Consider the following 22,807-nt stretch of genomic DNA (forward strand, 5'->3'; position numbering starts at 1 on the left):
CGAAAAGCGAGCGCACAACTGAATGAGTCCGAGTGGCGGAATGGCAGACGCGCTAGCTTGAGGTGCTAGTGTCCTATTAACGGACGTGGGGGTTCAAGTCCCCCCTCGGACACCGCAAACGAGAATCGCGACACCGATACCGGTGTCGCGATTCTCGTCGGGTTACGGTGTCTCGCGTGAGTGGTGACCAGTGCGACCGGCCGCACGAGGCCCCCGAGCCCGGCCCCGATTCGGAGTTCCCGGGACCTCGGGTCCTGATCGCCCTCGCCGTCGTCGCCGCGGTGGCCGGCGCGTTGACCGGTGTGGTCGGCGGCGCCTTCCGCTGGTTGCTGGTCCGTGCCGAGGACTGGCGCTCCACGGTGCTCGACTGGTCGCATTCGCACGGAGCGCTCGGCGTGGCCGCAGTGATCGGGCTGTCGGCGGTGTGCGCGGGTGCGGCCGTGTGGATCGTGCAGTGGGTGCCGTTGGCGGGCGGAAGCGGCATCCAGCAGGTGGAGGCGGTCGAAGACAAGCAGTCCGCGGCGGCGCCGTGGACGGTGGTGCCCGCACGGTTCTTCGGCGGTCTGCTCAGCATGGGCGCCGGTGGCATGGTGCTGGGCCGCGAGGGGCCCACGGTGCACATGGGTGCGGCGATCGGCGCGGCCGCCGGCCGCCTGGTTCGGGCGAGTGCCGATGAGATCCGGGTGATGCAGACGGCGATGGCCGGTGCGGGCCTGGCGGTGGCCTTCAACGCCCCGATCGGCGGAGCGCTGTTCACGTTCGAGGAGGTCGCCAAGAAGATCCGCCTGCGGTACGCGGTCTGGACGCTCGCCGCGGTGGCCACGGCCGTGGTGTTCAGTCGGATGATCCTCGGCGACCACCCGGACTTCCGGGCCGGCGGCATCGACAATCCGTCGCCGAGCCGGCTGTGGATCTTCCTGGTCTTCGGCGTCCTGGTCGGCGGACTGGGGGTGCTCTACAGCAGGGCGGTGATGTGGGCCGTCGACCTGTTCGGTCGCATCCGCCTGTCCCCGGTGCCGATCGGCGCGGGCGTCGGCGCCGTCATCGGCGTGCTGGCGCTGACCGTCCCCGAAGCGGTCGGCGGCGGAGACGCTCTCGCGCAACGCATGCTCGACGGCCAGCGGCTCGCCCTCTGGACGCTGATCGGATTCCTCGCGCTGCGAATGCTCACCGGTCCCCTGTCGTACGGGACCGGCGCCCCCGGCGGACTGTTCGCGCCCATGCTCGCGCTCGGCGCGCTGTCGGGCGTCATCTTCGGTCGGCTGCTGGAGGTGTTCGACGAGTCCCTGTACGCCGAGCTGACGCCCGCGTTGATCATCGTCGGGATGAGCACGCTGTTCGCCGCAGTGGTCCGGGTGCCGCTGACCGCGGTCGTCCTGGTGATCGAGATGACCGCCGTCACCGCGCTGACCATTCCGATGATCGTCGCGGTGACGGCGAGCGTGGTCACCGCGTCATTGGCCGGCTCGGCGCCGGTGTACGACTCCCTGCGCACCCGAATGCTGCACAGCTATCTGGAGGATCCGTTGCACCGGCGCCGATGACGGCCCCGGGCGATCAGTTCAAGACGCCGTCGAGGTCGACGATGTCGACGATCGAGGCGAGCACGTGGTCGGCCGAGTTGGCCTCCAGGGTCGCGCGCGGGGTCTGCCCGGTGAGCACGCCCACCGAGACCGCTCCGGCGTTGTTGGCGGCCTGGACGTCGACGGCCGTGTCGCCCGCGGCGAGCACCTCCGACACCGCGGCGACCCCGCAGCGCTCCATCGCCCGGAAGATCATGTAGGGGGCGGGCCTGCCCGCCTCGACGTCGTCGGTGGTGACCACCGCGTCGAGGGTCAGGGCGAAGCCCTCGCCTTCACCGCGGACACCCCAGTTGAGCGACGCGAGCAGCGGCTCGACCACCGCGCGGTCGAAACCGGTGGTGAGCGCGACCTTGACGCCCGCCTCCTGGAGGCGGGCGATGGCCGCCTCTCCCCCGGCGACGGGCTTGGGCGGATCGTTGCGGTACGAGTCGGCCAGCACCTCGCCGAAGCGGACGAAGGTCTGCTGCACCCGGTCGGCGTCGAGCTCGACACCGCCGATGCGCGCCAGGTTCGCGATCGCGGTCACCTTGTCGGTGCCCATCCAGTGCGAGAGGTCGGCATCGGCGACGGTGGCTCCGGTCTCTTCGACTGCGGTGCGGAGTGCGACGTAGACGGCGCCGCCGTCGTCGACGGTGGTGCCTGCGATGTCGAAGGCTGCGAGGCTGATCATGAGGGGTCCTGTCAGACGGGTGTGCTGGATGAGGTGGAAATGAGGATGCAGCGGGGGTGTCAGGCGAGGCGGATCTTGCCCATGCCGCCGGCCGCCGCGGTCAGGTGGTTGGTGATGCGAATGCTGCAGTGCCCGGGCACATAGCGGTCGTCGGCGCACTCGATGATGCGTCCGGCCGAGTCCTGGGTCCGCCGACGGACGCGCATCAGCGGTGATCCGACGTCCACGCCGAGGGCTTCGGCGTCCTCGGCGTCTGCCGCGACGGCGTCGAGCAGGTGATCCGAACTGTAGAGGTCGACGTCGTTGTCGAGCAGGAAGCGGTTGATCGACCCGGAGTCGGGATCGAACTCCATGAGCCGGCGACCGATCTCCCAGATGAACGTGGCGCGTTCGATCAGCGCGGGCTCGTCGTCGAGAGTCCGCACCCGGACGATGGTCAGGACCGGATCTGCGACCTCGACCCCCAACGATTCGGCGAGGTGGGCGTCGGCGGCGTGCCGCGACTGCAGCAGGGTGCGCTGCCCGGGCCGGTGCCCTTCGCTGTCGGCCCACGCGGTGAACGACCCCAGCACGGTGGCCGAGTGCTCGGGTACGTTCCGGCGGACCAGCGGTGGGCGACCCTGGCCGCCGACCAGCAGGCCGTCGGCCCGCAGGGAGGCCATCGCCTGGCGGATCGGCCCGCGGGAGACGCCGAACTCGGCGCACAGTGCTGCTTCGCTCGGGGCACGGACGCCTTCGGGCCACTGTCCCGAGGCGATCCGCGACCTGAACTCTCGACTGAGCTGTTGATGCAGAGGGGACGACACAACTTGATAATACAAGTAGATCGTAACCGTGCCTGTCTGCTCGGGAACCGGCAGATGAACTCCTGTCGACTCGGAGAAGTTCCGCATGTCGATGACCGACGAGTCGGCCGACATTCGACGCCGTTCATCATGCATGAATGCTTGATCAGACTTAAATCAAGTTATTTTCCTTGATAATTACCGGCCGATTCGGGCAATCATTCGCTTCCTATGTCGCCGAATCTGCACGATCACCGGTTCCATCTCCCTCCGTGAACGAACGGTGAACGCTTCGTTGCCCATGTGAAGCGTTGGCCAACTTGTACAGACAACAGTCGTTCTCGGGTTGCGAAGTGACCCGCCGCCGACAACTGTCAACGGCGTGAACAACTCCGAATGTGACGTCCTGGTGGTCGGTGCCGGCGTGGTGGGGCTCGGCCACGCCCTCGCCGCAGCCGACCAAGGACTCTCCGTCATCGTGATCGATCGCGACGACCGTCCCGTGGGCGCGTCGGTCCGCAACTTCGGCCACGTGTGCGCCACCGGACAGAGCGGTGTGCTCCGCGACCTCGCACTGGGCGCCCGCGAGCGCTGGCTGTCGGCGGCGTCGCGCGCCGGACTCGAGGTCGCCGAGCAGGCCGGCGCCGCCGTCGCCCGGCATACCGATGAGCTCGCGGTGATCGACGAACTCGCGAGCACCCGCGACTCGGTGACCATGCTGACCGCGGCGCAGGTCCGCGACCAGTTGGGCGGCACCGGCGGCGACAGCATCGTCGGCGGCGCCCGGCTGGGCGACGACCTGCGGGTGGATCCCCGCACCGCGGTGCCCCGACTGGCCGCGTGGCTCGCGGACCGGACCGGCGTGCAGTTCGGCTGGCGCACCTCCTATCTCGGGATCGACGAGGCGACCGAGTCGGGCGTCCGAGTCCGGACCTCGCGCGGCACCGTCCGCGCCGCCCGCGTCTTCGTCTGCGTCGGACACGATCTGGACTACGTCGCGCCCGAAGCCGCCGATGCCGCCGGAATGAAGCGCTGCGCACTGCAGATGATGCTGACCGACGATCCGGGATTCCGGGTGCGCCCGGCCGTCCTGACCGGAACCTCGTTGCTGCGCTACGGGGCGTTCGCCGACACCGAGGCCGTCGGTGCGCTGCGGACCCGCATCACCGATGAGCGGCCGGCCCTGATCGCCGCCGACACCAACATCATGTTCACCCAGCGCCCCGACGGCGGGATCCTGATCGGTGACTCGCACCGGATCGAGACCTCGACCGCACCGTTCCTCACCGAAGACGTCTCCGACCTCATCCGCCGCGAGATCGAAGACGTCCTCGGCGCCGACCTGACGATCCGGCAGCGGTGGCAGGGCGTCTACGCCAGCAGCCCCGACGCCCCCTACCTGCACACCAGCCTCGCTCCCAACGTCCACGCCTGCTCGGTCACCACGGGGGTCGGCATGACCGTCGGCCTCGAGCTGGCCGCCCGCAGCCTCGCAGGCAACCTGCCCCACCCCGTCTCCGCTTCCTGAACAGAGAAGAGAATCTGATGAAGAAGTACTTCCGCATGGCCGCCGTCGCGGTGGCCGCAGTGTCCCTGACCGGTGTGGCCGCCTGCGGCGGCACCGGCGGCTCGACCGACTCCGCCACGGTGACCCTGTACAGCGCCGATGGTCTCGCCGACTGGTACAACGTGCAGTTCAAGGCGTTCCAGGAGAAGACCGGCATCAAGGTCGAATACGTCGAGGGCGGGTCCGGCGAGGTGGTCTCCCGCGCCGAGAAGGAGAAGTCGAACCCGCAGGTCGACGTCATCGTCACGCTCCCGCCGTTCATCCAGCAGGCCGACAAGCAGGGCACGCTCGGGGAGACGAAGATCGCCGACGACGCCGCCCTCCCGGCGAGCGCCAAGGCCCCCAACGGACACTACGTGGCCCTCGCCAACAACTACTTCACGATGATCCGCGGCACCTCGGTGACCCCGAAGGCCGACACCTGGGCCGACCTGCTCGACCCCCGCTTCAAGCACAAGGTGCAGTACTCCACGCCCGGACAGGCCGGCGACGGCACCGCACTGCTCCTGCTGCTGCGCCATGTGATGGGCGACCAGCAGGCCCTGGACTACCTCGGCAAGCTGCAGGCCAACAACGTCGGACCGTCGGCGTCCACCGGCAAGCTCGGCCCCAAGGTCTCCAAGGGCGAACTGGCCGTCGCCAACAGCGATGTGCAGATGGCGCTCGCCTCGATCTCGAGCGACAAGGCGGCGTTCGAGACCTTCCTGCCCGCCGCCGCCGACGGCAAGCGCGCCACGCTGGCGCTTCCCTACTTCATGGGGAAGGCCGCCGACGCGCCGCACGCGGAGAACGCCCAGAAGCTGATCGACTTCCTGATGTCGGCCGACGTCCAGAAGACCCTCGCCGACAAGGCCTTCGGCATGTCGGCGCGCGCCGACGTGCAGGCCAGCGGCCCCAACTACGACGCGATCACCAAGGCCATCGCCGGCGCCGAGGTGTGGCAGCCGGACTGGACCGACGTCAACGCCAACTTCCAGGCGCTCATCGACGCCTACAACAAGGCGACCGGCCAGTGAACCTTCGCACCCGCAAGACCTCGTCCCGGCAGCGATCGCTGGCCGCGGCCGCTCCGACGGGCGAGCAGCACGCCGTCAGTCTCCGCGAGGTGACGGTCGCCTACGGGCAGACCGTCGCGCTGGCCGACTGCTCCTTCGACGTCGCCCGCGGCGAGACCGTCGCCCTGCTCGGGCCGTCCGGGTCCGGGAAGTCGACCGCCCTCAAGGCCATCGCCGGATTCGAGAACGTGGTCGCCGGACGTGTCGAGATCGACGGTCGCGACGTGACCGAACTCGCGCCTCGGCGGCGCGGCGTCGGCTTCGTCGTCCAGCAGTACGCACTGTTCCCCCACCTGACCGTCCGGGCCAACGTGGCCTTCGGTCTCAAGGCGCATCGGGTCGCGCGGGCCGAGATCGCGCCCCGCGTCAACGAGGTGCTGCGGATGGTCGGGATGCTGGCGTACGCCGACCGGCTGCCCCGCGAACTGTCGGGCGGCCAGCAGCAGCGCGTGGCGATCGCCCGCGCCCTGGCCGGTCGGCCCGACCTGCTCCTGCTCGACGAGCCCCTCTCCGCCCTCGACACCCGCCTGCGGCAGGACATGATCGTCGAACTGCAGCAGCTGCGCACCGACCTGCCCGACATCGCCATCGTCCACGTCACCCACGACCAGGCCGAGGCCCTGGCCCTGGCCGACCGGATCGGACTGATGCGCAACGCCCGCCTCGAGGCCATCGACACCGCCGAGCGCCTGTTCCACGCGCCCCCGAGCGAATTCGCCGCCACCTTCCTCGGCGGCGCCGACATCCTGCCGGTGCAGGCGCTCGAGACGATCGGCGCCGGCGCGGTCGGCGTCGTCGATCACGGCGGGGTCCCGCTGCAGGCCCGCTCGGCGCAGGCCGTGATGTCGGGCAAGCACGTGGCGCTCGCCGTCCGGCCGTGGGCGTGGCAGTTCAGCGACACGGTGCCGCGCAACGGTTTCGAGGTCGACGTCGTCGACCTCCAGTGGCGGGGCGCGACCCGGCACGTGCGGGCACGTGTGGTGCAGACCGATCAGCCGATCGGCGTCGACGTCCCGGTGCTGCACGCCGCTCCCGCCCCCGGCGATCGCCTGTGGGTCGGCGTCGACCCCGACGACGTGCACGTGGTCCCGGCGGAGAAGAGCGCATGAGCATCGCCACGCCGACCGCCCCGCCGGCGGTCGCTCCGCCGACGCCGACGAGCAGCCGCTGGTCGCAGGCCCCGCGGATCGCGCTGATCGTCGGTCCGCTGGTCGTGCTGGCCGTCGGACTCGGCTATCCGCTCGCGTGGGTCGTGTCCCGCTCGATGACCGACCGCGACGACGTCTTCGTCGGCGGAGCCACCTGGTCGGCCACCCTCTCCGACCCCGCCGTGCACAAGGCGGTGTGGCGGACCCTCGAGATCGCCGCGTACTCGACCCTCGGCTGCGTGGCGGTCGGCACCTTCCTGGCCTTCGTCCTGGCCTTCGTGCCCTTCCCCGGAGCCGGCGGCGTGGCCCGGATCATCGAGGCCGTCGTCTCGTTGCCGTCCTTCCTGATCCCGCTGGCACTGGGCGTCCTGTTCGGTCCGGTCGGGGTGGTGTCGGCGTCGACCGGCCACCAGTTCACCTTCATGAGCTCGGTGACCGGAGTGGTCCTGGCCGAGATCGCCTTCTACACCCCGTTCGTGGTCCGGCCGCTGCTGGCCGCCTTCACCCAGTTCCCCACCGCGCACATCGACGTCGCCTCCTCGCTGGGAGCCGGTCCGCTGCGCATCGCCGGCCGGGTGATCCTGCCGCGGGTGTGGCCGGCCCTGGCCGCCGCCGCGGCCCTCACCTTCCTGCTGACCCTCAACGAGTTCGGGATCGTGCTGTTCACCGGCGCCAAGGACGTGATGACCCTGCCGATGATGATCTACACGCGTTCGATGGTGTCGTCGGACTTCGCGACCGCCGCCGTCCTGGCGACCATGCAGCTGGTGCTGTCGGTGGCCGTCTACCTCGGATACCGCGCCATCGTCGCGCGGTTCGACTCGCAGACCGGAGCCTGAGAGATGTTGATTCGCAATCGCAGCGCCCGATGGGGCGTGTGGCTGGTGTGCGCGGTGATCGTGACGGTCCTGATCATCACGCCGATCGCGGTGACCGCGCTGACGGCCTTCGCCTCGTCGTGGAACTCGGTGCTCCCGTCGGACCTGACGACTGCGCACATGGGCGACGCCCTCTCCGCCGAGAACCTGCAGAGCGTCATCGTGTCGGTGCAGACCGCACTGATGGCCTCGGCGGTCGCGGTGGCGATCGGCACGTGGGCCGCACTCGCCGCGCGGAAGGCGCCGCCGCGTCTGCGCGGTCTGATCGACGCCGCCTACCACATCCCGGTGGCCGTCCCGTCGGTCGTCGTCGGCCTGGCGGTGCTCATCGCCTTCTCCAAGCCGCCGCTGGTGCTCAACGGCACCCCGACCATCGTCATCCTGGTGCAGTCCCTGCTGGTCCTGTCGTTCGCCTTCTCGATGGTCTCGGCGGCCGCGAAGTCCCTGGACCCGGCCCTGGATCAGGTCGCCGACTCGCTCGGCGCACGGCCCTCGCGCACCCTGTTCACGGTGACGCTTCCGCTGCTGGCCCCGTCGATCGCCGCCGCGGCCGGCCTGTCGGTGGCGCTGTGCATGGGTGAGCTGGGGGCGACGATCATGGTGTATCCGGCCTCGTGGCGGACGCTGCCGGTGACGATCTTCACCCAGTCCGACCGCGGCGACCTGTTCTCCGCCGCCGCCAACACCCTGCTGCTGGTGCTGGTGAGCGTCGCGATCCTGGGTCTGCTCAGCCGGATCCGGTCGCGAGCGCAGGTGCGCTGACCCCGAAGACGGCTATCGCACCGCTTTCGTTCTGCGCACCCGGTCGCGACTGGGGGCGTAGAACGAAAGCGGTGCGATAGCGCGTGAAGTGGTGCGTCAGAAGCCGGCGGCGTCGGCGATCTGCTCGGCGCCCAGCGCCGGCGTCAGGGTGCCCGCCATGACGCCGGCCTCGGCGGCGCGCCGGACGCGACGCACCTCCGGATCCTCTTCCAGGCGGTTGAGCATCGCCTCGCGGACCATGCTCCACATCCAGTCCACCTGCTGCTGCGCCCGGCGCTTCTCGAACTGCCCTGCGGCGGCGAAGGTCTCGCGGTGTTTGAGAATCGCCCGCCAGTACTCGTCGACGCCGGTGTTCTCGATCGCGCTCATGGTGAGCACCGGCGGATGCCACGGCGCATCGTGCGGGTAGATCAGGTTCAGCGCATTGCGCAACTCGCGCGCCGCTCCCCTGGCCTCGTTGACGTGCTTGCCGTCGGCCTTGTTCACCACGACGATCTCGGCGAGTTCCAGGACTCCCTTCTTGATGCCCTGCAGCGAGTCGCCGGTGCGGGCCAGGGTGAGGAAGGTGAAGACGTCGACCATGTTCGCGACGCTCACCTCCGACTGCCCGACGCCGACCGTCTCGACGAGCACGACGTCGTAGCCCGCGGCCTCCACCAGCACGATCGTCTCGCGGGTCGCCTTGGTGACCCCGCCCAGCGTGCCCGAGCTCGGCGAGGGCCGCACATAGGCCTGCGGCGCCGCCGACAGTCGGCCCATCCGCGTCTTGTCGCCGAGGATCGAGCCCTTGGTGCGCGTCGACGACGGGTCCACGGCCAGCACCGCCACCCGGTGACCGAGATCGATCAGGTGCATGCCGAGCGTCTCGATGGTCGTCGACTTGCCGACCCCGGGGACGCCGGTGATCCCGACGCGGAACGACCGTCCCGCGTGCGGGGTCAGGTTCAGCAGCAGCTGCTGGGCGGCGGCGCGGTGGTCGGGGCGGACCGACTCGACGAGCGTGATCGCCCGCGCGAGTTGGGACCGGTTCCCCGACAGCACCCCTTCGGTCAGCGCGTCGACGTCGACCGTTCTCATCGGTGCGACCTCACTCCTGCCCGACGGCCAGTTCCAGCCCGAGCTGGTCGGCGAGCTTGGTGATCAGGTCGACGGCGCTGTCGGCGATGACCGTTCCCGGGGGGAAGATCGCCGCGGCGCCGGCCTCATACAGTTCGTCGAAGTCGCCCGGCGGGATGACGCCGCCGACCACGATCATGATGTCCTCGCGGCCGACGTCGGCCAGTGCCTGCTTGAGCGCGGGCACCAGCGTGAGATGACCGGCCGCCAGCGACGAGACACCGACGACGTGCACGTCGTTGTCCGCGGCCTGGGCGGCCACCTCCTCGGGGGTGGCGAACAGGGGGCCCACGTCGACGTCGAAGCCGAGGTCGGCGAACGCCGTGGCGATCACCTTCTGGCCTCGGTCGTGGCCGTCCTGTCCCATCTTGGCGACCAGGACGCGCGGACGACGTCCCTCCGCGTCGGCGAAGGCGTCGACCACCGCCATGGCGTCGTCGATGTTGCTCACGGATTCACCTGCCTCGTTGCGGTAGACGCCGCTGATGGTGCGGATCTCGGCCTGGTGACGGCCGTAGACCTTCTCCATCGCGTCCGAGATCTCGCCGCCGGTCGCGCCGTGGCGGGCGGCTTCGATGGCCAGGGCCATCAAGTTGTTGTCCAGATTCGAACCGCCCGGCTCGGCCGCGGCGCGCGTCAGGTTCGCCAGGGCGGCCTCGACGGCGGCCGAGTCGCGCTCGGCACGCAGCTTCTCCAGCTTCGCCAGCTGCTCGGCGCGCACCTTCGAGTTGTCGACCTTGAGGACCTCGATCTCCTCGTCCTCGTCGACCCGGTACTTGTTGACACCGATCAGCGGCTGCTGGCCGGAGTCGATGCGGGCCTGCGTGCGGGCGGCGGCCTCCTCGATGCGCAGCTTCGGCAGGCCCTCGTTGATGGCCTGCGTCATGCCGCCGGCCTCCTCGACCTCGGCGATGTGCGCGCGGGCCTTCTCGGCGAGCTCGTGGGTGAGCCACTCGACGTAGTTGGACCCCGCCCACGGATCGATCGGGCGCGTGGTGCCGGACTCCTGCTGCAGCAGCAGCTGGGTGTTTCGTGCGATGCGCGCCGAGAAGTCCGTCGGCAGGGCGATCGCCTCGTCGAGCGCGTTGGTGTGCAGCGACTGGGTGTGCCCCTGGGTGGCGGCCATCGCCTCCACGCAGGTGCGCGCGACATTGTTGAACACGTCCTGCGCGGTCAGCGACCAGCCCGAGGTCTGCGAGTGCGTCCGCAGCGACAGGCTCTTGGGATTGCGCGGCTCGAACTTCGCGACCAGTTCGCTCCAGATGAGGCGTGCGGCACGGAGCTTGGCGACCTCCATGAAGAAGTTCATCCCGATGCCCCAGAAGAACGACAGGCGCGGGGCGAACTTGTCGATGTCCAGCCCGGCTTCGAGGCCGGCGCGGATGTACTCGACGCCGTCGGCCAGGGTGTAGGCCAGCTCCAGGTCGGCGGTCGCGCCGGCTTCCTGGATGTGGTAGCCGGAGATCGAGATGGAGTTGAACTTCGGCATCTTCTGCGAGGTGTACGCGAAGATGTCGGAGATGATCCGCATCGACGGGGTCGGCGGATAGATGTATGTGTTGCGGACCATGAACTCCTTCAGAATGTCGTTCTGAATGGTTCCGGCCAGCTTCTCCGGCGGCACGCCCTGCTCTTCGGCGGCCACCACGTAGAGCGCGAGGATCGGCAGCACGGCGCCGTTCATGGTCATCGACACCGAGACGCTGCCCAGGTCGATGCCGTCGAACAGCTGGCGCATGTCCAGGATCGAGTCGATCGCCACCCCGGCCATGCCGACGTCGCCGGCCACGCGCGGATGGTCGGAGTCGTAGCCGCGGTGGGTGGCGAGGTCGAAGGCCACCGACAGGCCCTTCTGGCCCGACGCGAGGTTGCGGCGGTAGAAGGCGTTCGACTCGGCGGCGGTGGAGAAGCCCGCGTACTGGCGGATGGTCCACGGCTGGTTGACGTACATCGTCGGGTACGGACCGCGGATGAACGGTGCGGTGCCCGGGATCGAGTCGAGCGGATAGCCGCCGTCGGCCGCGGCCTCGTCACGGTCGGTGCGGGTGAACACCGGCTGCACGGCGATCTGTTCGGGGGTGTTCCAGGTGACCTGCTCGGCGGTGTAGCCGTGCGCCTGCGCCAGCGACGCGGTCTGCTCGGCGCCCGCACCGGCCGACGGCGCCGAACGCTCGCCGCTCAGCGGGACGTCGGCGAAGCTGGGAACGACGTTCTGGGAAACGGTGTCACTCATGCGGATGCACTCCCGGCGGTCAGGTTGTCGAGAAGGTCGGTCAGGGTCGCGACGGCATCGATGCCGACCCGCAGCGAACCGTCGACGGGGGCCGCGTCCTGCGGCCATTCGCGGTCGGGACCGGCGAGCAGCACGCGGTCCAGGCCCGCGGCGCGGGCGGCGGCCAGGGCCGCCGGACCGTCCGAGGCGTACCGCTTGGCGGTGCCGCACACGACGGCGATCGTGGCACCGTTGTCGGCCACCAGCGAGGCGATCTGCTCGGGCTCCACCGGGCCCGGGTTGATCACGGCGATACCACCCGCAGCCAGCAGGTTGGCGACGAAGGTCGTGCGGCCGTTGTGCTCGGCGACGCTGCCCAGCGGCAGCAGCAGCACGGTCGGGCGGGAGCCCGACTCGGCGGCCGCGTCGGCGCGGTCGCGCAGCGACTCGAACTGCCTGGCGACGCGGGCCAGCTTCGGCGTCGCGGTCGCGACGTCGACGGTCTGCGCGGTGCCCGCCGGGCGCGCGGCCTCGTCGATGTTCGGGAACTCGCTGACGCCGGTGAGCGGGGCCTTGCGGTGGGCGACGGCGGCGTCGCGCGCGGCGAGCGACTCGGCCACCTGCTCGCCGATCCACCCCGCCTCGAGTGCCGCGTGGAATCCGCCGCGACGCTCGACCTCGGTGAAGACCTCCCATGCGGCGGCGGCCAGATCCGCGGTCAGCGATTCGACGAACCAGGAGCCGCCCGCGGGGTCGAGCACGCGGCCGAGATTCGATTCCTCGAGCAGGATCAGCTGGGTGTTGCGGGCCATGCGGTGCGAGAACGACACGCTCGACGAGCGCTGCTCGGCGGGCAGTGCGGCGTCGTAGCCGAGCACGGTGACCTGATCGGCGCCGCCGACACCCGCGCCGAACGCGGCGACGGTCGAGCGGAGCATGTTGACCCACGGATCGCGCTGGGTGAGCATCGCCAGGTCGGTGACCGCGTGCGTGATCGCGGCACCGGCATCGGGCTCGCCGAGGACGTCGGCCACCCGCGCCCACACCGAGCGCAGCGCGCGCAGCTTCGCGATGCCCGCGAACTGATCGTCGTCGACCGAGACGGCGAAGGTGAGCTGGCGCAGGGCGTCGGCGCGGCTCATGCCCGCACCGACCAGGTCGCGCACGTGCGCGACCGCCGCGGCGACGGCGAAGCCGAGTTCCTGCGGGTTGTTGGCCCCGGCCTGGCTGAAGTCCGTGCCGTCGACGCGGAAGGTGCGCACGCCTGCGGGGACGTCGGCGGCCACCGCGGTGGCCTCGGCCGCCGGAACGGTGGCGCGACCGGAGAACGCGGCGGTGTACGGCGACAGGCCGAGGCTCTGCACCGTAGCCGCACTCGGCGGTGCGGCCTGCGGCGCCGCGGGGGCGGCTGCACGCAAGGCCAGATAGGCGCGGGCGGCGGCGATGCCGTCGGCGCCCGCGTCGAGGGTGACCGGCATCAGATCGAGGTAGACCCCGGCCAGCACCGAGGCGAGGTCGGCCACGCCGACGGCGCCGCCAAGCTTGAGCCACAGGCCGCTGGTGCCGTTGCCGGCCGCGTCGAGGATCTGCTCGTTGAGGGCCGCAGCGTCGGCGACGGGTTCGTCGCCGAAGCGTTCGGTGACCCGCCAGCCGACGTTGACGTCGCGCACCGGATCGGCGCCGCGCACGAACGGGAACTGCCCGGGCACGCCCTGCTCGGCGGTCTCGTCCTTGCGGGTGTACAGCGGGCGCACCACGGTTCCGTCGCCGGTGCGGGTCGACAGGAGTGCTTCGGCGGTGCCGGGCAGTTCGTCGACGGTCACCTTGCGCGATTTCGCCAGGACACCGGCGGCCGCGTCGGACCAATCGTCGTACGCCTGCTGCAGAGCCTGGGCACTGAGCGGCTGCACGGGGTCGTCACTTGCCGTCATCGGCTCGCTTACCTCCATAGCTAGGCCATCTGTAGTCGTCGTAGAAACGATAACCGATCGAACGCTCGGCCCGTCCTGCGGGATGTGATCTGACCCGTAAAATGACCTCCCGTGCGCATCATTTCACCGAGGTCGGCGGAGCCGGTCGAGGAGTCGGTCGATCTCAGCGGCGGTCCGACGGCGCCGCCGCCCGACGGCGTCGGTCCGCGCCGCAGCCCGACGCGCGCCGCGGTGATCCGCGGCATCGTCGTGATGGTCGTGGTGATCGCGCTGCTGGCCGGTGCGTACCTGGTCCCGCTCCCGTCGGTGACGACCGCCCGGACCTGGTCGGAGTCGCTCGGGCCGTGGTTCGGCGTGCTGTTCTTCCTGGCCTACGCCGTGATTCCGGTGGCACCGATCCCGCGGACCGCCTTCACCCTTGCCGCGGGGGTGCTGTTTCCGCCCGCGGTCGCCTTCGTCGGCGCGACGATCTCCTCCACGATCGCGGCGGCGCTGGCGTTCTGGCTGGCGCGCAGACTCGGCAGGGAACGCGTGCGTCCCTACCTCCGGCATCCGGCGGTCGCCGCGGTGGAGTACCGCCTGCAACAGCGCGGCTGGCTCGCCGTCGGCTCGCTGCGGCTGATCGCGGTGTGTCCGTTCTCACTCGTGAACTACCTCGCGGGACTGTCGAGCATCCGGGCGACGCCCTACCTGCTCGCGACGGTCGTCGGCATGACACCGGGCAACGCCGCGGTGATCTTCCTCGGCGACGCCCTGGCCGGCTCCGGCAGTCCGGTGAGCTTGCTGCTGTCTGCCGGGCTGTTCGCCGTCGGAGTGGTCGGGTTGATCGTCGACACCAGGCTGCCCGTCGCCAATCAGCAAGCATAATTGCTTGATCTAACCCATATCAAGCATTTACGCTTGTCTGAGGTGGGAACGGTCGAGGAGGCCACGATGTTCGTGTTAACCGTTGATCAACGGGGCAGCCGGTCGGGGCCGGACCGGGTACCGCAAGTGCTGGCCTTGCCGGCCCCCAACGGCATGATTCGAGCGTTCGAACGCACCGCGGGCGACGAAGTGCAAGCCGTGTTCGACTCCCCAGAGACGTTGTCCCGGCTGGCCGTGGACCTCGCGGCGTCCGGTCACTGGAGTGTCGGCATCGGTGTCGGCGCCGTCGATCAGCCGCTCCCGACCCAGACCCGCGCCGGCCGCGGGCCGGCCTTCCTCGCCGCCCGCGACGCGGTGGAGGCGGCGAAGAGGAACCGCTGGCACCTGTGCGTCGCCGGACCGTCGTCGTGGTGTCCGCACGCCCAGTCCGCCGGCCGGCTGCTGGTCGACGTCCTCGCGGACCGCTCCGACGCCGGTCGCGAGGCGGTCGCTCTCGTCTCCGGCGGCCGGAGCCAAGCCGCGGCGGCCCGTCACGTCGGCATCACCCCGCAGGCGATGTCGTTGCGCCTGCAACATGCGCGCTGGGACGTCGAGCCCGGCGCGCGGGCACTGTTCTCCCGACTTCTCGACGCCGCCGATCGGAGCGTCTGAATGTTCATCGCCGTTCTCCTTGTCCTCGCCGTCGTCGTGTCGGTCGCGACGTCGCTGCTGCGCCGGCGACTCGTCGACGATCCGGCGGTCGCCGACGCCGCGGTGCTGCGCACGGACCTCATCGCTGCGGCGGTCATCGCCGTTCTCCTCGTCGCCGCGGCCTGGCTCGCGGCGGTGGCATCGCCGTACAGCGGGGCCGCCCTGGTGGCGATCCAGACGGTCGCGGTGGTCGGAGCCGCCGCGACCGGCTCGAGCGCGGTCCGCATCGTCCTCGCCTCGGGCGGCATCCCGACTCGCGCCGACAACCACGACGACGAACCGGAGACCCCGCTGCGCGGCGGCCGAGTCATCGGCATGCTCGAGCGCACCGCCGTGACCGTGTCCCTGCTGCTGGCCTGGCCCGCGGGCATCGGCGTGATCCTCGCCGTCAAGAGCCTGGCGCGCTTCTCCGAACTGCGCGCACCTCGCGCCAGTGAACAGTTCATTCTCGGCACGTTCGCGTCGGTGCTGTGGGCGGCGGCGTTCGCCGGGGTCGGGCATCTGGCCGGCCACTGATCGGCGAGCCGCCGCGGCGAGCCCGTACCCTCGACGAACGTGAGCAACCAGATCGAAATCCTCGGCCGGTGGACCGCGACCCTGCCCGGTGCCGTCACCGCCCACTTGGCCGTCGCCGCCCAGGACGGCACGTACGCGCTGATCTACACCGACGACGATCAGCAGTGGGACGCCCTCGCTTTCGCCTACGACGAGGAGGCGGCGCGACGCACCGCCGACCTCCTCGGGCACCTGGTCCGGATGCCCGAGCACCTGCGGATCGGCGGCAAGCACATCCTGGCCGGCGCTGACACCGATCACCCCGGAGTGGAGTGGGTCGCGCCCGCCGAGATCGTCGACGATCCCGACCCCGCTGTCCGACTCACCGGCGCCGGCACCCGCCGACTGTGGGCGCTGCCGAGCACCGACGGCGAGGTCCTCGGGCTGCTGAACCCCGACGGCGAACCCCGCGACATCGCCGAGTTCGTCTCGGTGCCCGCGGCCGATGCGTTCATCGCCTTCCTCGACGCCGCGGTCGGCGACCGGGCGCATCCGGAGTGACCCGACGCGCCCACGAACCCGACACGCCGAGGTCGGACGAGAACCGACAGCGGCACCGCCGGTTCAGAACGGCGGCAGGTCGTCTGCGGCTTCGAACTCCGCCCGCGCGGCCTCGTGAGCCCGGCGGTTCGCCGCACGTTGCCGGCGGCGGTAAGCATGCTTGGCCTCCAGCCGGGTCCGTGCGCGTTTCGGGTCGAGTTCGGCGTGTCCGTTCTCCGGGCGTGTCGACCCTGATTGTGCCGACCCGCCGTGGCGGCACGGAATCGATCCGAGCTCGGGCAGCAGCCACTGGTTCGCCGCCTGCCGCCGCACCGTCAGCCCCTCCGGTGTGGTGACCTCGGTCCAGATCACCCCGTTGGCATCCACGACCTGATCGTCGAGCCAACCGCCGGCGTGGGTCTTCAACCCGTGATGGAACTTGCATTTCGGGTTCAGGTTGCAATGGCAGGTGGGGCCGCCGGCGGCCGGGTCGGCATGGTTGAACTCGGTCACATGATCCAGATCGCACTTCCATGCTGGACGATCGCAGCCGATCCACGAGCACGTCCCGAACAGACCGCGCACCGCCGTGTCGAGCGCCGTCGACGGTCGGTAGGCGTTCCCTTCCTGCGCCGGGTGCGCGACGAGGTCGTCGAGGTTCAACTCCCGCCGCACGGACTCGGCGCGGCTGGCCAGCTCGCGAGCGTGCGCCGCCGAGATCGGCCCGTACCCGTCCAACAGTGCCGGAGTCTGTGCCGTACCGTCCAGGGTCTCCTTGCGGACCACCACGTGCAGCACGATCCGGGCACAGCGGGCGGCGACGGCCGCCTCCGAGAGTTCGGCGTCGCAGTCGTGCCGCCCGCACGCACACTCGAACGCGGCCCCGGTCAGGCGGGCCACCGCAGCGTCCGAACGCAACTGCCCCTTGGTTCGGCGGTCGTGACGGCAGACACCGGCGATCACCGCATCCACCGCGTCCTTGCAGACCGCGGCGTCCTCCGCCGACGCGGTGACGATCAGCTCCGACATCCCGTCAGTCAGCGGGTTGACCACGACCTGCTTGTGGGCCTTCACCTGCTCACGCGTGAGCACGGCCGCATCAGGGTCGTGCTCGGCGACGATCTCGGCCACCGCATGCTCGACCCGCTTGGCCGTCAGACCGCCGATCACCGTCAGCCGATGGGCGATCTCGTCGTCGATGAACTCCAGCAGATCGGCGTCTTCGACCAACGAGGTCTGCTCGACCGCGCGGCGAAACCACGACGGTGCGATCACCCCGTCGCGCATCAGCCTGCCCACCGCCGGAATACGTTCGAAGCAGGCCACCGAGTCCTCGACGAACAGCTCGGCGGAGTGCTGCCGGACCCCGGCGGCCACCGCATAGGAGGCGGCCACCTGGCACAGCGGGTCGTACACCCGCGTGTACACGTCCTGCTCTGCCGGGTCGACCGCCGCGACCCGGTCGGCCAGCACCGCGTACACAGCCTCGAACCGATGCCACATGATCAGGCCTGCATACGCGTCCCCGCGCGCTGCGAACGCCAGCCTCGCCGCACGATCCGACCGCGCCCTCCCGGCCTCCGCAGGCCGTACGATCCGAATCACGATCGCCTCCTCCGTGACCGACACCGACGAGCCCACCGCCACCGCCGAACCATCCGTCATCATCATGAACACCCCTCCCCAGACATTCCGAACTTGTGTTCGATACTAGATCGGGGGTCTGACATCGACTGGAACAAGGGCCGACCACGTCGGCGCCATCGCCGCGACCCCATCGCGCTCAACAGTTGAGGTCCCCCCGAAATTCAGGGATGTACGAGCTGGACGTACAGCGGAAAAGGGCGCCGACCCGGGTGCGACGAGCAAGACCAGCCGACCCACGTCGTCGACCTCATCAAACGCGTCACAACGGTGGCAGTCGAGACGACACGGATCGTCGACACCCTCGGGCAGTGCACCGCTCTACCGGTACCGGTACTCCCCGATCAGCGTGTTGATCGCGGCCGCCCGCGCGCGCCGCGACAGCGCCGACAGTCGGCGGAGCTCGTCGTCGGCGGTGGCGAGCTGCGAACCCGAGTCGCCCAGCGTGCCGCTGCCGACGAGGGAGATGATCGCGTCGATCTGCGCGGTGGATGCCAGCACGCGGTCCACGCGCGGATAGTCGTGCGGCGGCAGGTCGATGCGACCGGCCTCGGTGCGGGCGGCGAGAGCATCGCGCAGGTCGGCGGGCGAGCCGCGCCGCGCGCCACTCAGGCCGGCGATGATCGACGCCGCGCCGGTGACCGCCGACTTCAGGTCGTACTCGACCTCCCCCAGTGAGACGTCTGAGCCGAGCACGTCGACGGCGATCTCCGACGGGTACCGAAACACCTGCCAGCGGCAGCGCTCGCTGGTCCCGAGCGGTACCAGTGCCAGCGGTCGCGATGGTCCGGCGGCGGGCCGGGGGCGATCATCGACGAGGATCACCTCGCCCGCGGCCATCGCCGCATCGGTGAGCGTGCCCGGACCCAGCCCCTGCGCATCGCCCGGCGCGGGCAGTCGCACGCACAGGTGAGCCGCGCCCGACACCGCCGCGAGCAGATCCAGCGGACCTCCGCCGCCGGGATCGAGCTCGTGCGCCTGGGCGTAGTCGTGCAGGGTGTGCAGCACGTCGTCGGCGCTGCACGCACCGGCGTCGCGAGCGGCGGCCCAGGCGGCGAACGCGCTCGCCAGCCAGGGCCGCATCAGGGCAAGGGAGGAACTGGTCATCGCCCTCGCCAGGGTACCCGTCGAATCGGTGTCGACCGGTGCGTCGCGCCGTGTCCGCGGCAGCACTCCCCTACCCTTGGGACTCGTGTTCGATGACCGTTACGGCCGCGATGTGCTGGCCTCGCCCCGCAAGAGCAAGCCCAAGGCCCCCGAGGTGGCGGCCGAACGCGACCTGGTGGTCGAAGACGCCGCCACCGGCTTCTGTGGAGCCGTGGTCGGGATGGAGAAGAGCTACGCCGGCGACATGGTTCGGCTCGAGGACAGGCGCGGCCAGACGCGCGTCTTCCACATGTATCCGGCCGCGTTCTTGATCGACGGCAAACCCGTCACCCTCGTCCGCCCGCGCGGCCGCGGTCCGGCCGCCCCCGCTCACACCGCGTCCGGTTCGCGCGTGGCGCCCAAGCAGCGGGCCCGCACGGCTCGGGCCAGCCGGATCTTCGTCGAAGGAGTGCACGACGCGACTCTCCTGGAACGGGTGTGGGGCGACGACCTGCGCGCCGAGGGCGTCGTCGTGATCAGTCTCGACGGCCTCGACAACCTCGACGAGGCGCTCGCCGAATTCGAGCCCGCACCGCACCGCAAGGCGGGCGTGCTGGTCGACCATCTGGTGTCCGGTTCCAAGGAGGAGAAGCTGACCGCGAGCGTCGGACCGAACGTTCTGGTGTGCGGTCACCCCTACGTCGACGTGTGGCAGGCGGTGAAGCCGGCGTCGGTGAAGATCGACGCCTGGCCGACCATCCCGATGGGCATTGACTGGAAGACCGGCATCTGCAACGAACTCGGTTGGGGCACACCGCAAGACGGCTGGCGCCGCGTGCTCGCCGGCGTGTCGAGCTTCCGCGATCTGGAGGTCCCCCTGCTGCGCAGCGTGGAGGAGTTGATCGACTTCGTCACCGTCGGGGTGGAGTAGTCGAGGCCCCGGGTCACTCGTCGACCACCCTGCGAACGGCGCACCCCCAGGCTGGTCGAGTGTATCGAGACCCCGTCACGCCGGATCTCGATACACTCGCTCACTCCGTTCGCGGGCTACTCGACCAGCCTAGATGCAGGCACGCACACGCCCAGGGTGGTCGAGCAGCGACCGAAGCGAAGCGCAAGACGCGTATCGAGGCCTCGGCGCTCCGGGTCTCGATACGCTCGCTCACTTCGTTCGCGGGCTACTCGACCAGCCTAGATGCAGGCACGCACACGCCCAGGGTGGTCGAGCAGCGACCGAAGCGAAGCGCAAGACGCGTATCGAGGCCTCGGCGCTCCGGGTCTCGATACGCTCGCTCACTTCGTTCGCGGGCTACTCGGCCAGCCTGTAAACGGCACGCGCACGAGCCGACAAGCCTGCGAACAGCACCCCCCAGCTGGTCGAGTAGCGACCGGAGCGAAGCGCAGGACGCGTATCGAGGCCCCGTGGCGCCGGGTCTCGATACACTCGCTCACTGCGTTCGCGGGCTACTCGGCCAGCCTGTAAACGGCACGCGCACGAGCCGACAAGCCTGCGAACAGCACCCCCCAGCTGGTCGAGTAGCGACCGGAGCGAAGCGCAGGACGCGTATCGAGGCCCCGTGGCGCCGGGTCTCGATACGCTCGCTCACTGCGTTCGCGGGCTACTCGACCAGCCTGTAAACGGCACGCGCACGAGCCGACAAGCCTGCGAACAGCACCCCCCAGCTGGTCGAGTAGCGACCGGAGCGAAGCGCAGGACGCGTATCGAGGCCTCGTGGCGCCGGGTCTCGATACGCTCGCTCACTGCGTTCGCGGGCTACTCGACCAACCTGAATACAGGCACGCACACACCCAGGCCGGTCGCGCACTACCCGCGGGTGGGGCGTCTCACCGGGACGCAGCAGTCGGGGCGGCAGACCGTTCCGTTGTCGCCGCAGCCCATCGCCGTGAGGTCACCGCCGCCGTCGGCGTAGCGCTCGACCAGGTCGGCGATCAGGTCGATGAACAGCGGATCGGTTCCGACGGTCGGCACCCGGACATACTCCAGCCCGAGTTCGGCGGCGAGGTCGGCGGCCTCCGAATCCAGATCCCACACCACCTCCAGGTGGTCGGAGATGAAGCCGATCGGGCACACCACCACGCGCGAGACACCCCGCGCCGCCAGCGTGCGCAGATGATCACAGATGTCCGGCTCCAACCACGGCACCTGCGGCGGACCCGACCGCGACTGCCAGACGACGTCGAACTCGTCGACGTCGGCCAGGCGCGCGACCTCCGCCGCAGCCTCGTTGACCTGCCGGGAGTACAGGTGACCGCCGTCGGCGGCCGGACCCGCCGCCCGATCGGCGGACTCCGGAATCGAGTGAGCGGTGAACACGACCCGCTCGGAGTCGATGAAGCCCAGATCGTCCATCGCCGCGCGAAGCACGTCGGCGACGCTCGCCCGGAACCCCGCCTCGACCGCGAACTGCGGCAGCTTCCGCAGCACCAGGGTCGGATCGTCGACACCGGCGACCGCCCCCGCGATGTCCTCGTGGTACTGCCGGCAGCCGGAGTATCCGCCCCACGCCGACGTCGGGAACACCAGGATCCGCCGATGCCCGTCCCGATGCATCGCCTCGGTCACCTCGCCGACGTACGGATGCCAGTTGCGGTTCCCGAAGTACACCGGCAGATCGCGGCCCCGGCGGGCCAGTTCGGCGCGGATCTCGTCGATCATCTCCAGGTTGAGCTGGTTGATCGGCGAGACTCCCCCGAAATGCAGGTAGTGCTCGACGACCTCGTCGAGCCGTTCGGGCGGCACGCCGCGCCCGCGCGTCACATTCTCCAGGAACGGGCGCACGTCCGCGGGCTTCTCCGGACCGCCGAACGACAGGAACAGCAGCGCGTCGAAGGCCCCGCCCGAGTCGACGGGGCCGCCGGAGCCGACGGAATCAGCGCTCACCGCTATCCCAGGAAGTTCTCGGGGAACCAGGTGTTGTGGCTGGCGCCGCCGTCGACGTAGATGATCGAACCGGTGGTGCCGGGCAGGAAGTCCGAGAGGACCGTGCACACGCTGGTGCCGACCACGCCCGGATCGTCGACGTTCCAGCCGATGGGCGAGGCGCCGTCCCAGTACTCGTTGAGCATGTTGAGCTTGCGGGCGTCGTCGGTCGCGGTACCCGAGATCGCCTTGGCGGCAAGGGTTTTGATCGGGCCTGCGGCAACGAGGTTGGACCGGATGCGCTTGGCTTCGCCGACCTCGCGCGCCACGTAGCGGTTCACCGACTCCAGGGCGGCCTTCGCCACACCCATCCAGTTGTAGTCCGGCAGCGCGGTGCGCGGATCGAAGTCCATGCCGACGATGGACCCGCCCTCGTTCATGACCGGCAGCGCGGCGCGGGCCAGCGAAGCGTAGCTCCACGCGGAGATCTCGAACGAGCGCGCGACATCCGGACCGGGCCCCTCCAGGAAGGGCAGCGCGTCCGGGCCCATCAGCGTCTTGGGGGCGAAGGCGATCGAGTGCACGAGGCCGTCGACGCCCTGCGGTGCGAGATCGCGGACCCGGTCGGCCAGGGCGCCGAGGCTCTCCTCGTCGGTCACGTCGAGGGGGATCGCCGGCGGCACCTCCTGGGGCAGTCGCTTGGCGATGCGGTCGATGAGCCGCAGCCGCTCGGGGATGCCGGTGATGATCACCGTGGCGCCCTGTTCCTGCGCCACCTTGGCGGTGTGGAAGGCGATCGAGGCGTCGGTGATGATGCCGGTGACGAGAATGGTCTTGCCTGCAAGGATTCCGCTCACGGAATTCTCCTCTGGGATCGGAGGGAGGGTTCGTCTGATG

The 22,807-nt window shown here is 70.1% G+C and carries 20 protein-coding genes, 1 tRNA gene and 1 pseudogene; 13 read left to right on the top strand and 9 right to left on the bottom strand.

Annotation, left to right across the window (positions count from 1 at the left end):
* Nucleotides 1-26: 26 nt before the first annotated feature.
* Nucleotides 27-112, top strand: a tRNA-Leu gene (locus tag AAFO60_RS00175).
* 64 nt (nt 113-176) lie between these two features.
* Complete coding sequence (locus tag AAFO60_RS00180) at nt 177-1,544, top strand: ClC family H(+)/Cl(-) exchange transporter (protein ID WP_347954140.1); 1,368 nt, start codon at nt 177-179, stop codon at nt 1,542-1,544.
* Nucleotides 1,545-1,557: 13 nt separating this feature from the next.
* Here AAFO60_RS00180 and AAFO60_RS00185 read toward each other — a convergent pair whose 3' ends face one another.
* Nucleotides 1,558-2,253 (bottom strand): phosphonatase-like hydrolase, encoded by a 696-nt coding sequence (locus AAFO60_RS00185; protein WP_347954141.1) that lies wholly within the window; start codon nt 2,251-2,253, stop codon nt 1,558-1,560.
* Between the two features lie 59 nt (nt 2,254-2,312).
* Nucleotides 2,313-3,059 (bottom strand): GntR family transcriptional regulator, encoded by a 747-nt coding sequence (locus AAFO60_RS00190; RefSeq protein WP_347954142.1) that lies wholly within the window; start codon nt 3,057-3,059, stop codon nt 2,313-2,315.
* Nucleotides 3,060-3,420: 361 nt separating this feature from the next.
* On the opposite strand from AAFO60_RS00190, the gene AAFO60_RS00195 reads away from it, so the two are divergent.
* Genes AAFO60_RS00195 through AAFO60_RS00215 form a run of 5 tightly spaced genes read left to right on the top strand, consistent with a single transcriptional unit; the run spans nt 3,421 to nt 8,448 of the window.
* On the top strand, nt 3,421-4,566 hold the full coding sequence (locus AAFO60_RS00195) for a TIGR03364 family FAD-dependent oxidoreductase (RefSeq protein ID WP_347954143.1): 1,146 nt from the start codon (nt 3,421-3,423) through the stop codon (nt 4,564-4,566).
* A gap of 17 nt (nt 4,567-4,583) precedes the next feature.
* Nucleotides 4,584-5,621 (top strand): 2-aminoethylphosphonate ABC transporter substrate-binding protein, encoded by a 1,038-nt coding sequence (locus AAFO60_RS00200; protein WP_347954144.1) that lies wholly within the window; start codon nt 4,584-4,586, stop codon nt 5,619-5,621.
* Nucleotides 5,618-6,769 carry an ABC transporter ATP-binding protein gene (locus tag AAFO60_RS00205; protein WP_424310459.1) on the top strand — a complete coding sequence of 384 codons (1,152 nt, stop codon included), beginning with the start codon at nt 5,618-5,620 and terminating at the stop codon, nt 6,767-6,769. Before AAFO60_RS00200 ends, AAFO60_RS00205 begins: the two co-directional genes overlap by 4 nt.
* Nucleotides 6,766-7,647, top strand: coding sequence for a 2-aminoethylphosphonate ABC transporter permease subunit (locus tag AAFO60_RS00210; RefSeq protein WP_347954145.1), 882 nt, complete (start codon nt 6,766-6,768; stop codon nt 7,645-7,647). Before AAFO60_RS00205 ends, AAFO60_RS00210 begins: the two co-directional genes overlap by 4 nt.
* A gap of 3 nt (nt 7,648-7,650) precedes the next feature.
* Nucleotides 7,651-8,448 carry an ABC transporter permease gene (locus tag AAFO60_RS00215; RefSeq protein ID WP_347954146.1) on the top strand — a complete coding sequence of 266 codons (798 nt, stop codon included), beginning with the start codon at nt 7,651-7,653 and terminating at the stop codon, nt 8,446-8,448.
* A gap of 96 nt (nt 8,449-8,544) precedes the next feature.
* Here the strand turns inward: AAFO60_RS00215 and meaB are convergent, their stop codons facing one another.
* The 3 genes from meaB to AAFO60_RS00230 are packed head-to-tail and all read right to left on the bottom strand — an operon-like array spanning nt 8,545 to nt 13,707.
* On the bottom strand, nt 8,545-9,525 hold the full coding sequence (gene meaB, locus AAFO60_RS00220; RefSeq protein WP_347954147.1) for a methylmalonyl Co-A mutase-associated GTPase MeaB: 981 nt from the start codon (nt 9,523-9,525) through the stop codon (nt 8,545-8,547).
* Nucleotides 9,526-9,535: 10 nt separating this feature from the next.
* On the bottom strand, nt 9,536-11,797 hold the full coding sequence (gene scpA / locus AAFO60_RS00225) for a methylmalonyl-CoA mutase (protein WP_347954148.1): 2,262 nt from the start codon (nt 11,795-11,797) through the stop codon (nt 9,536-9,538).
* On the bottom strand, nt 11,794-13,707 hold the full coding sequence (locus tag AAFO60_RS00230) for a methylmalonyl-CoA mutase family protein (RefSeq protein WP_347954149.1): 1,914 nt from the start codon (nt 13,705-13,707) through the stop codon (nt 11,794-11,796). Before AAFO60_RS00230 ends, scpA begins: the two co-directional genes overlap by 4 nt.
* Nucleotides 13,708-13,818: 111 nt before the next feature.
* On the opposite strand from AAFO60_RS00230, the gene AAFO60_RS00235 reads away from it, so the two are divergent.
* The 4 genes from AAFO60_RS00235 (at nt 13,819) to AAFO60_RS00250 (ending at nt 16,320) form a co-directional block, all read left to right on the top strand.
* The gene (locus AAFO60_RS00235; protein WP_347954150.1) at nt 13,819-14,574 is read left to right on the top strand and encodes a TVP38/TMEM64 family protein; all 756 of its coding nucleotides are present in this window, start codon (nt 13,819-13,821) and stop codon (nt 14,572-14,574) included.
* 198 nt (nt 14,575-14,772) lie between these two features.
* On the top strand, nt 14,773-15,225 hold the full coding sequence (locus tag AAFO60_RS00240) for a hypothetical protein (protein WP_424310448.1): 453 nt from the start codon (nt 14,773-14,775) through the stop codon (nt 15,223-15,225).
* Nucleotides 15,226-15,780 carry a hypothetical protein gene (locus tag AAFO60_RS00245; protein ID WP_347954152.1) on the top strand — a complete coding sequence of 185 codons (555 nt, stop codon included), beginning with the start codon at nt 15,226-15,228 and terminating at the stop codon, nt 15,778-15,780.
* A gap of 39 nt (nt 15,781-15,819) precedes the next feature.
* Complete coding sequence (locus AAFO60_RS00250) at nt 15,820-16,320, top strand: hypothetical protein (protein WP_347954153.1); 501 nt, start codon at nt 15,820-15,822, stop codon at nt 16,318-16,320.
* Between the two features lie 63 nt (nt 16,321-16,383).
* On the opposite strand, the gene AAFO60_RS00255 is transcribed toward AAFO60_RS00250, so the two are convergent.
* Nucleotides 16,384-17,970, bottom strand: a complete 1,587-nt coding sequence (locus AAFO60_RS00255) for a DUF222 domain-containing protein (protein WP_347954154.1) — start codon at nt 17,968-17,970, stop codon at nt 16,384-16,386.
* A gap of 186 nt (nt 17,971-18,156) precedes the next feature.
* On the opposite strand from AAFO60_RS00255, the pseudogene AAFO60_RS20965 reads away from it, so the two are divergent.
* A pseudogene (locus tag AAFO60_RS20965) lies at nt 18,157-18,249 on the top strand (type ISP restriction/modification enzyme); the annotation flags it as partial.
* 15 nt (nt 18,250-18,264) lie between these two features.
* Here AAFO60_RS20965 and AAFO60_RS00260 read toward each other — a convergent pair.
* The gene (locus tag AAFO60_RS00260) at nt 18,265-19,050 is read right to left on the bottom strand and encodes a serine/threonine protein kinase (RefSeq protein ID WP_347954155.1); all 786 of its coding nucleotides are present in this window, start codon (nt 19,048-19,050) and stop codon (nt 18,265-18,267) included.
* A gap of 85 nt (nt 19,051-19,135) precedes the next feature.
* Between AAFO60_RS00260 and AAFO60_RS00265 the strand changes: the two genes are divergently transcribed.
* On the top strand, nt 19,136-19,960 hold the full coding sequence (locus AAFO60_RS00265; RefSeq protein WP_347954156.1) for a DUF3097 domain-containing protein: 825 nt from the start codon (nt 19,136-19,138) through the stop codon (nt 19,958-19,960).
* A gap of 894 nt (nt 19,961-20,854) precedes the next feature.
* On the opposite strand, the gene AAFO60_RS00270 is transcribed toward AAFO60_RS00265, so the two are convergent.
* Together AAFO60_RS00270 and inhA are read right to left on the bottom strand one after the other, a co-directional pair.
* The gene (locus tag AAFO60_RS00270) at nt 20,855-21,931 is read right to left on the bottom strand and encodes a ferrochelatase (protein WP_347954157.1); all 1,077 of its coding nucleotides are present in this window, start codon (nt 21,929-21,931) and stop codon (nt 20,855-20,857) included.
* A 2-nt stretch (nt 21,932-21,933) separates the two neighbouring features.
* Entirely contained in the window at nt 21,934-22,767 is an 834-nt protein-coding gene (gene inhA / locus AAFO60_RS00275; RefSeq protein ID WP_347954158.1) for an NADH-dependent enoyl-ACP reductase InhA, read from the bottom strand.
* Nucleotides 22,768-22,807: the final 40 nt, after the last annotated feature.

Origin of the sequence: Gordonia aichiensis (genome assembly GCF_039946255.1) — a bacterium.
In the GTDB taxonomy this organism is placed as follows: Bacteria; Actinomycetota; Actinomycetes; order Mycobacteriales; family Mycobacteriaceae; genus Gordonia; species Gordonia aichiensis_A.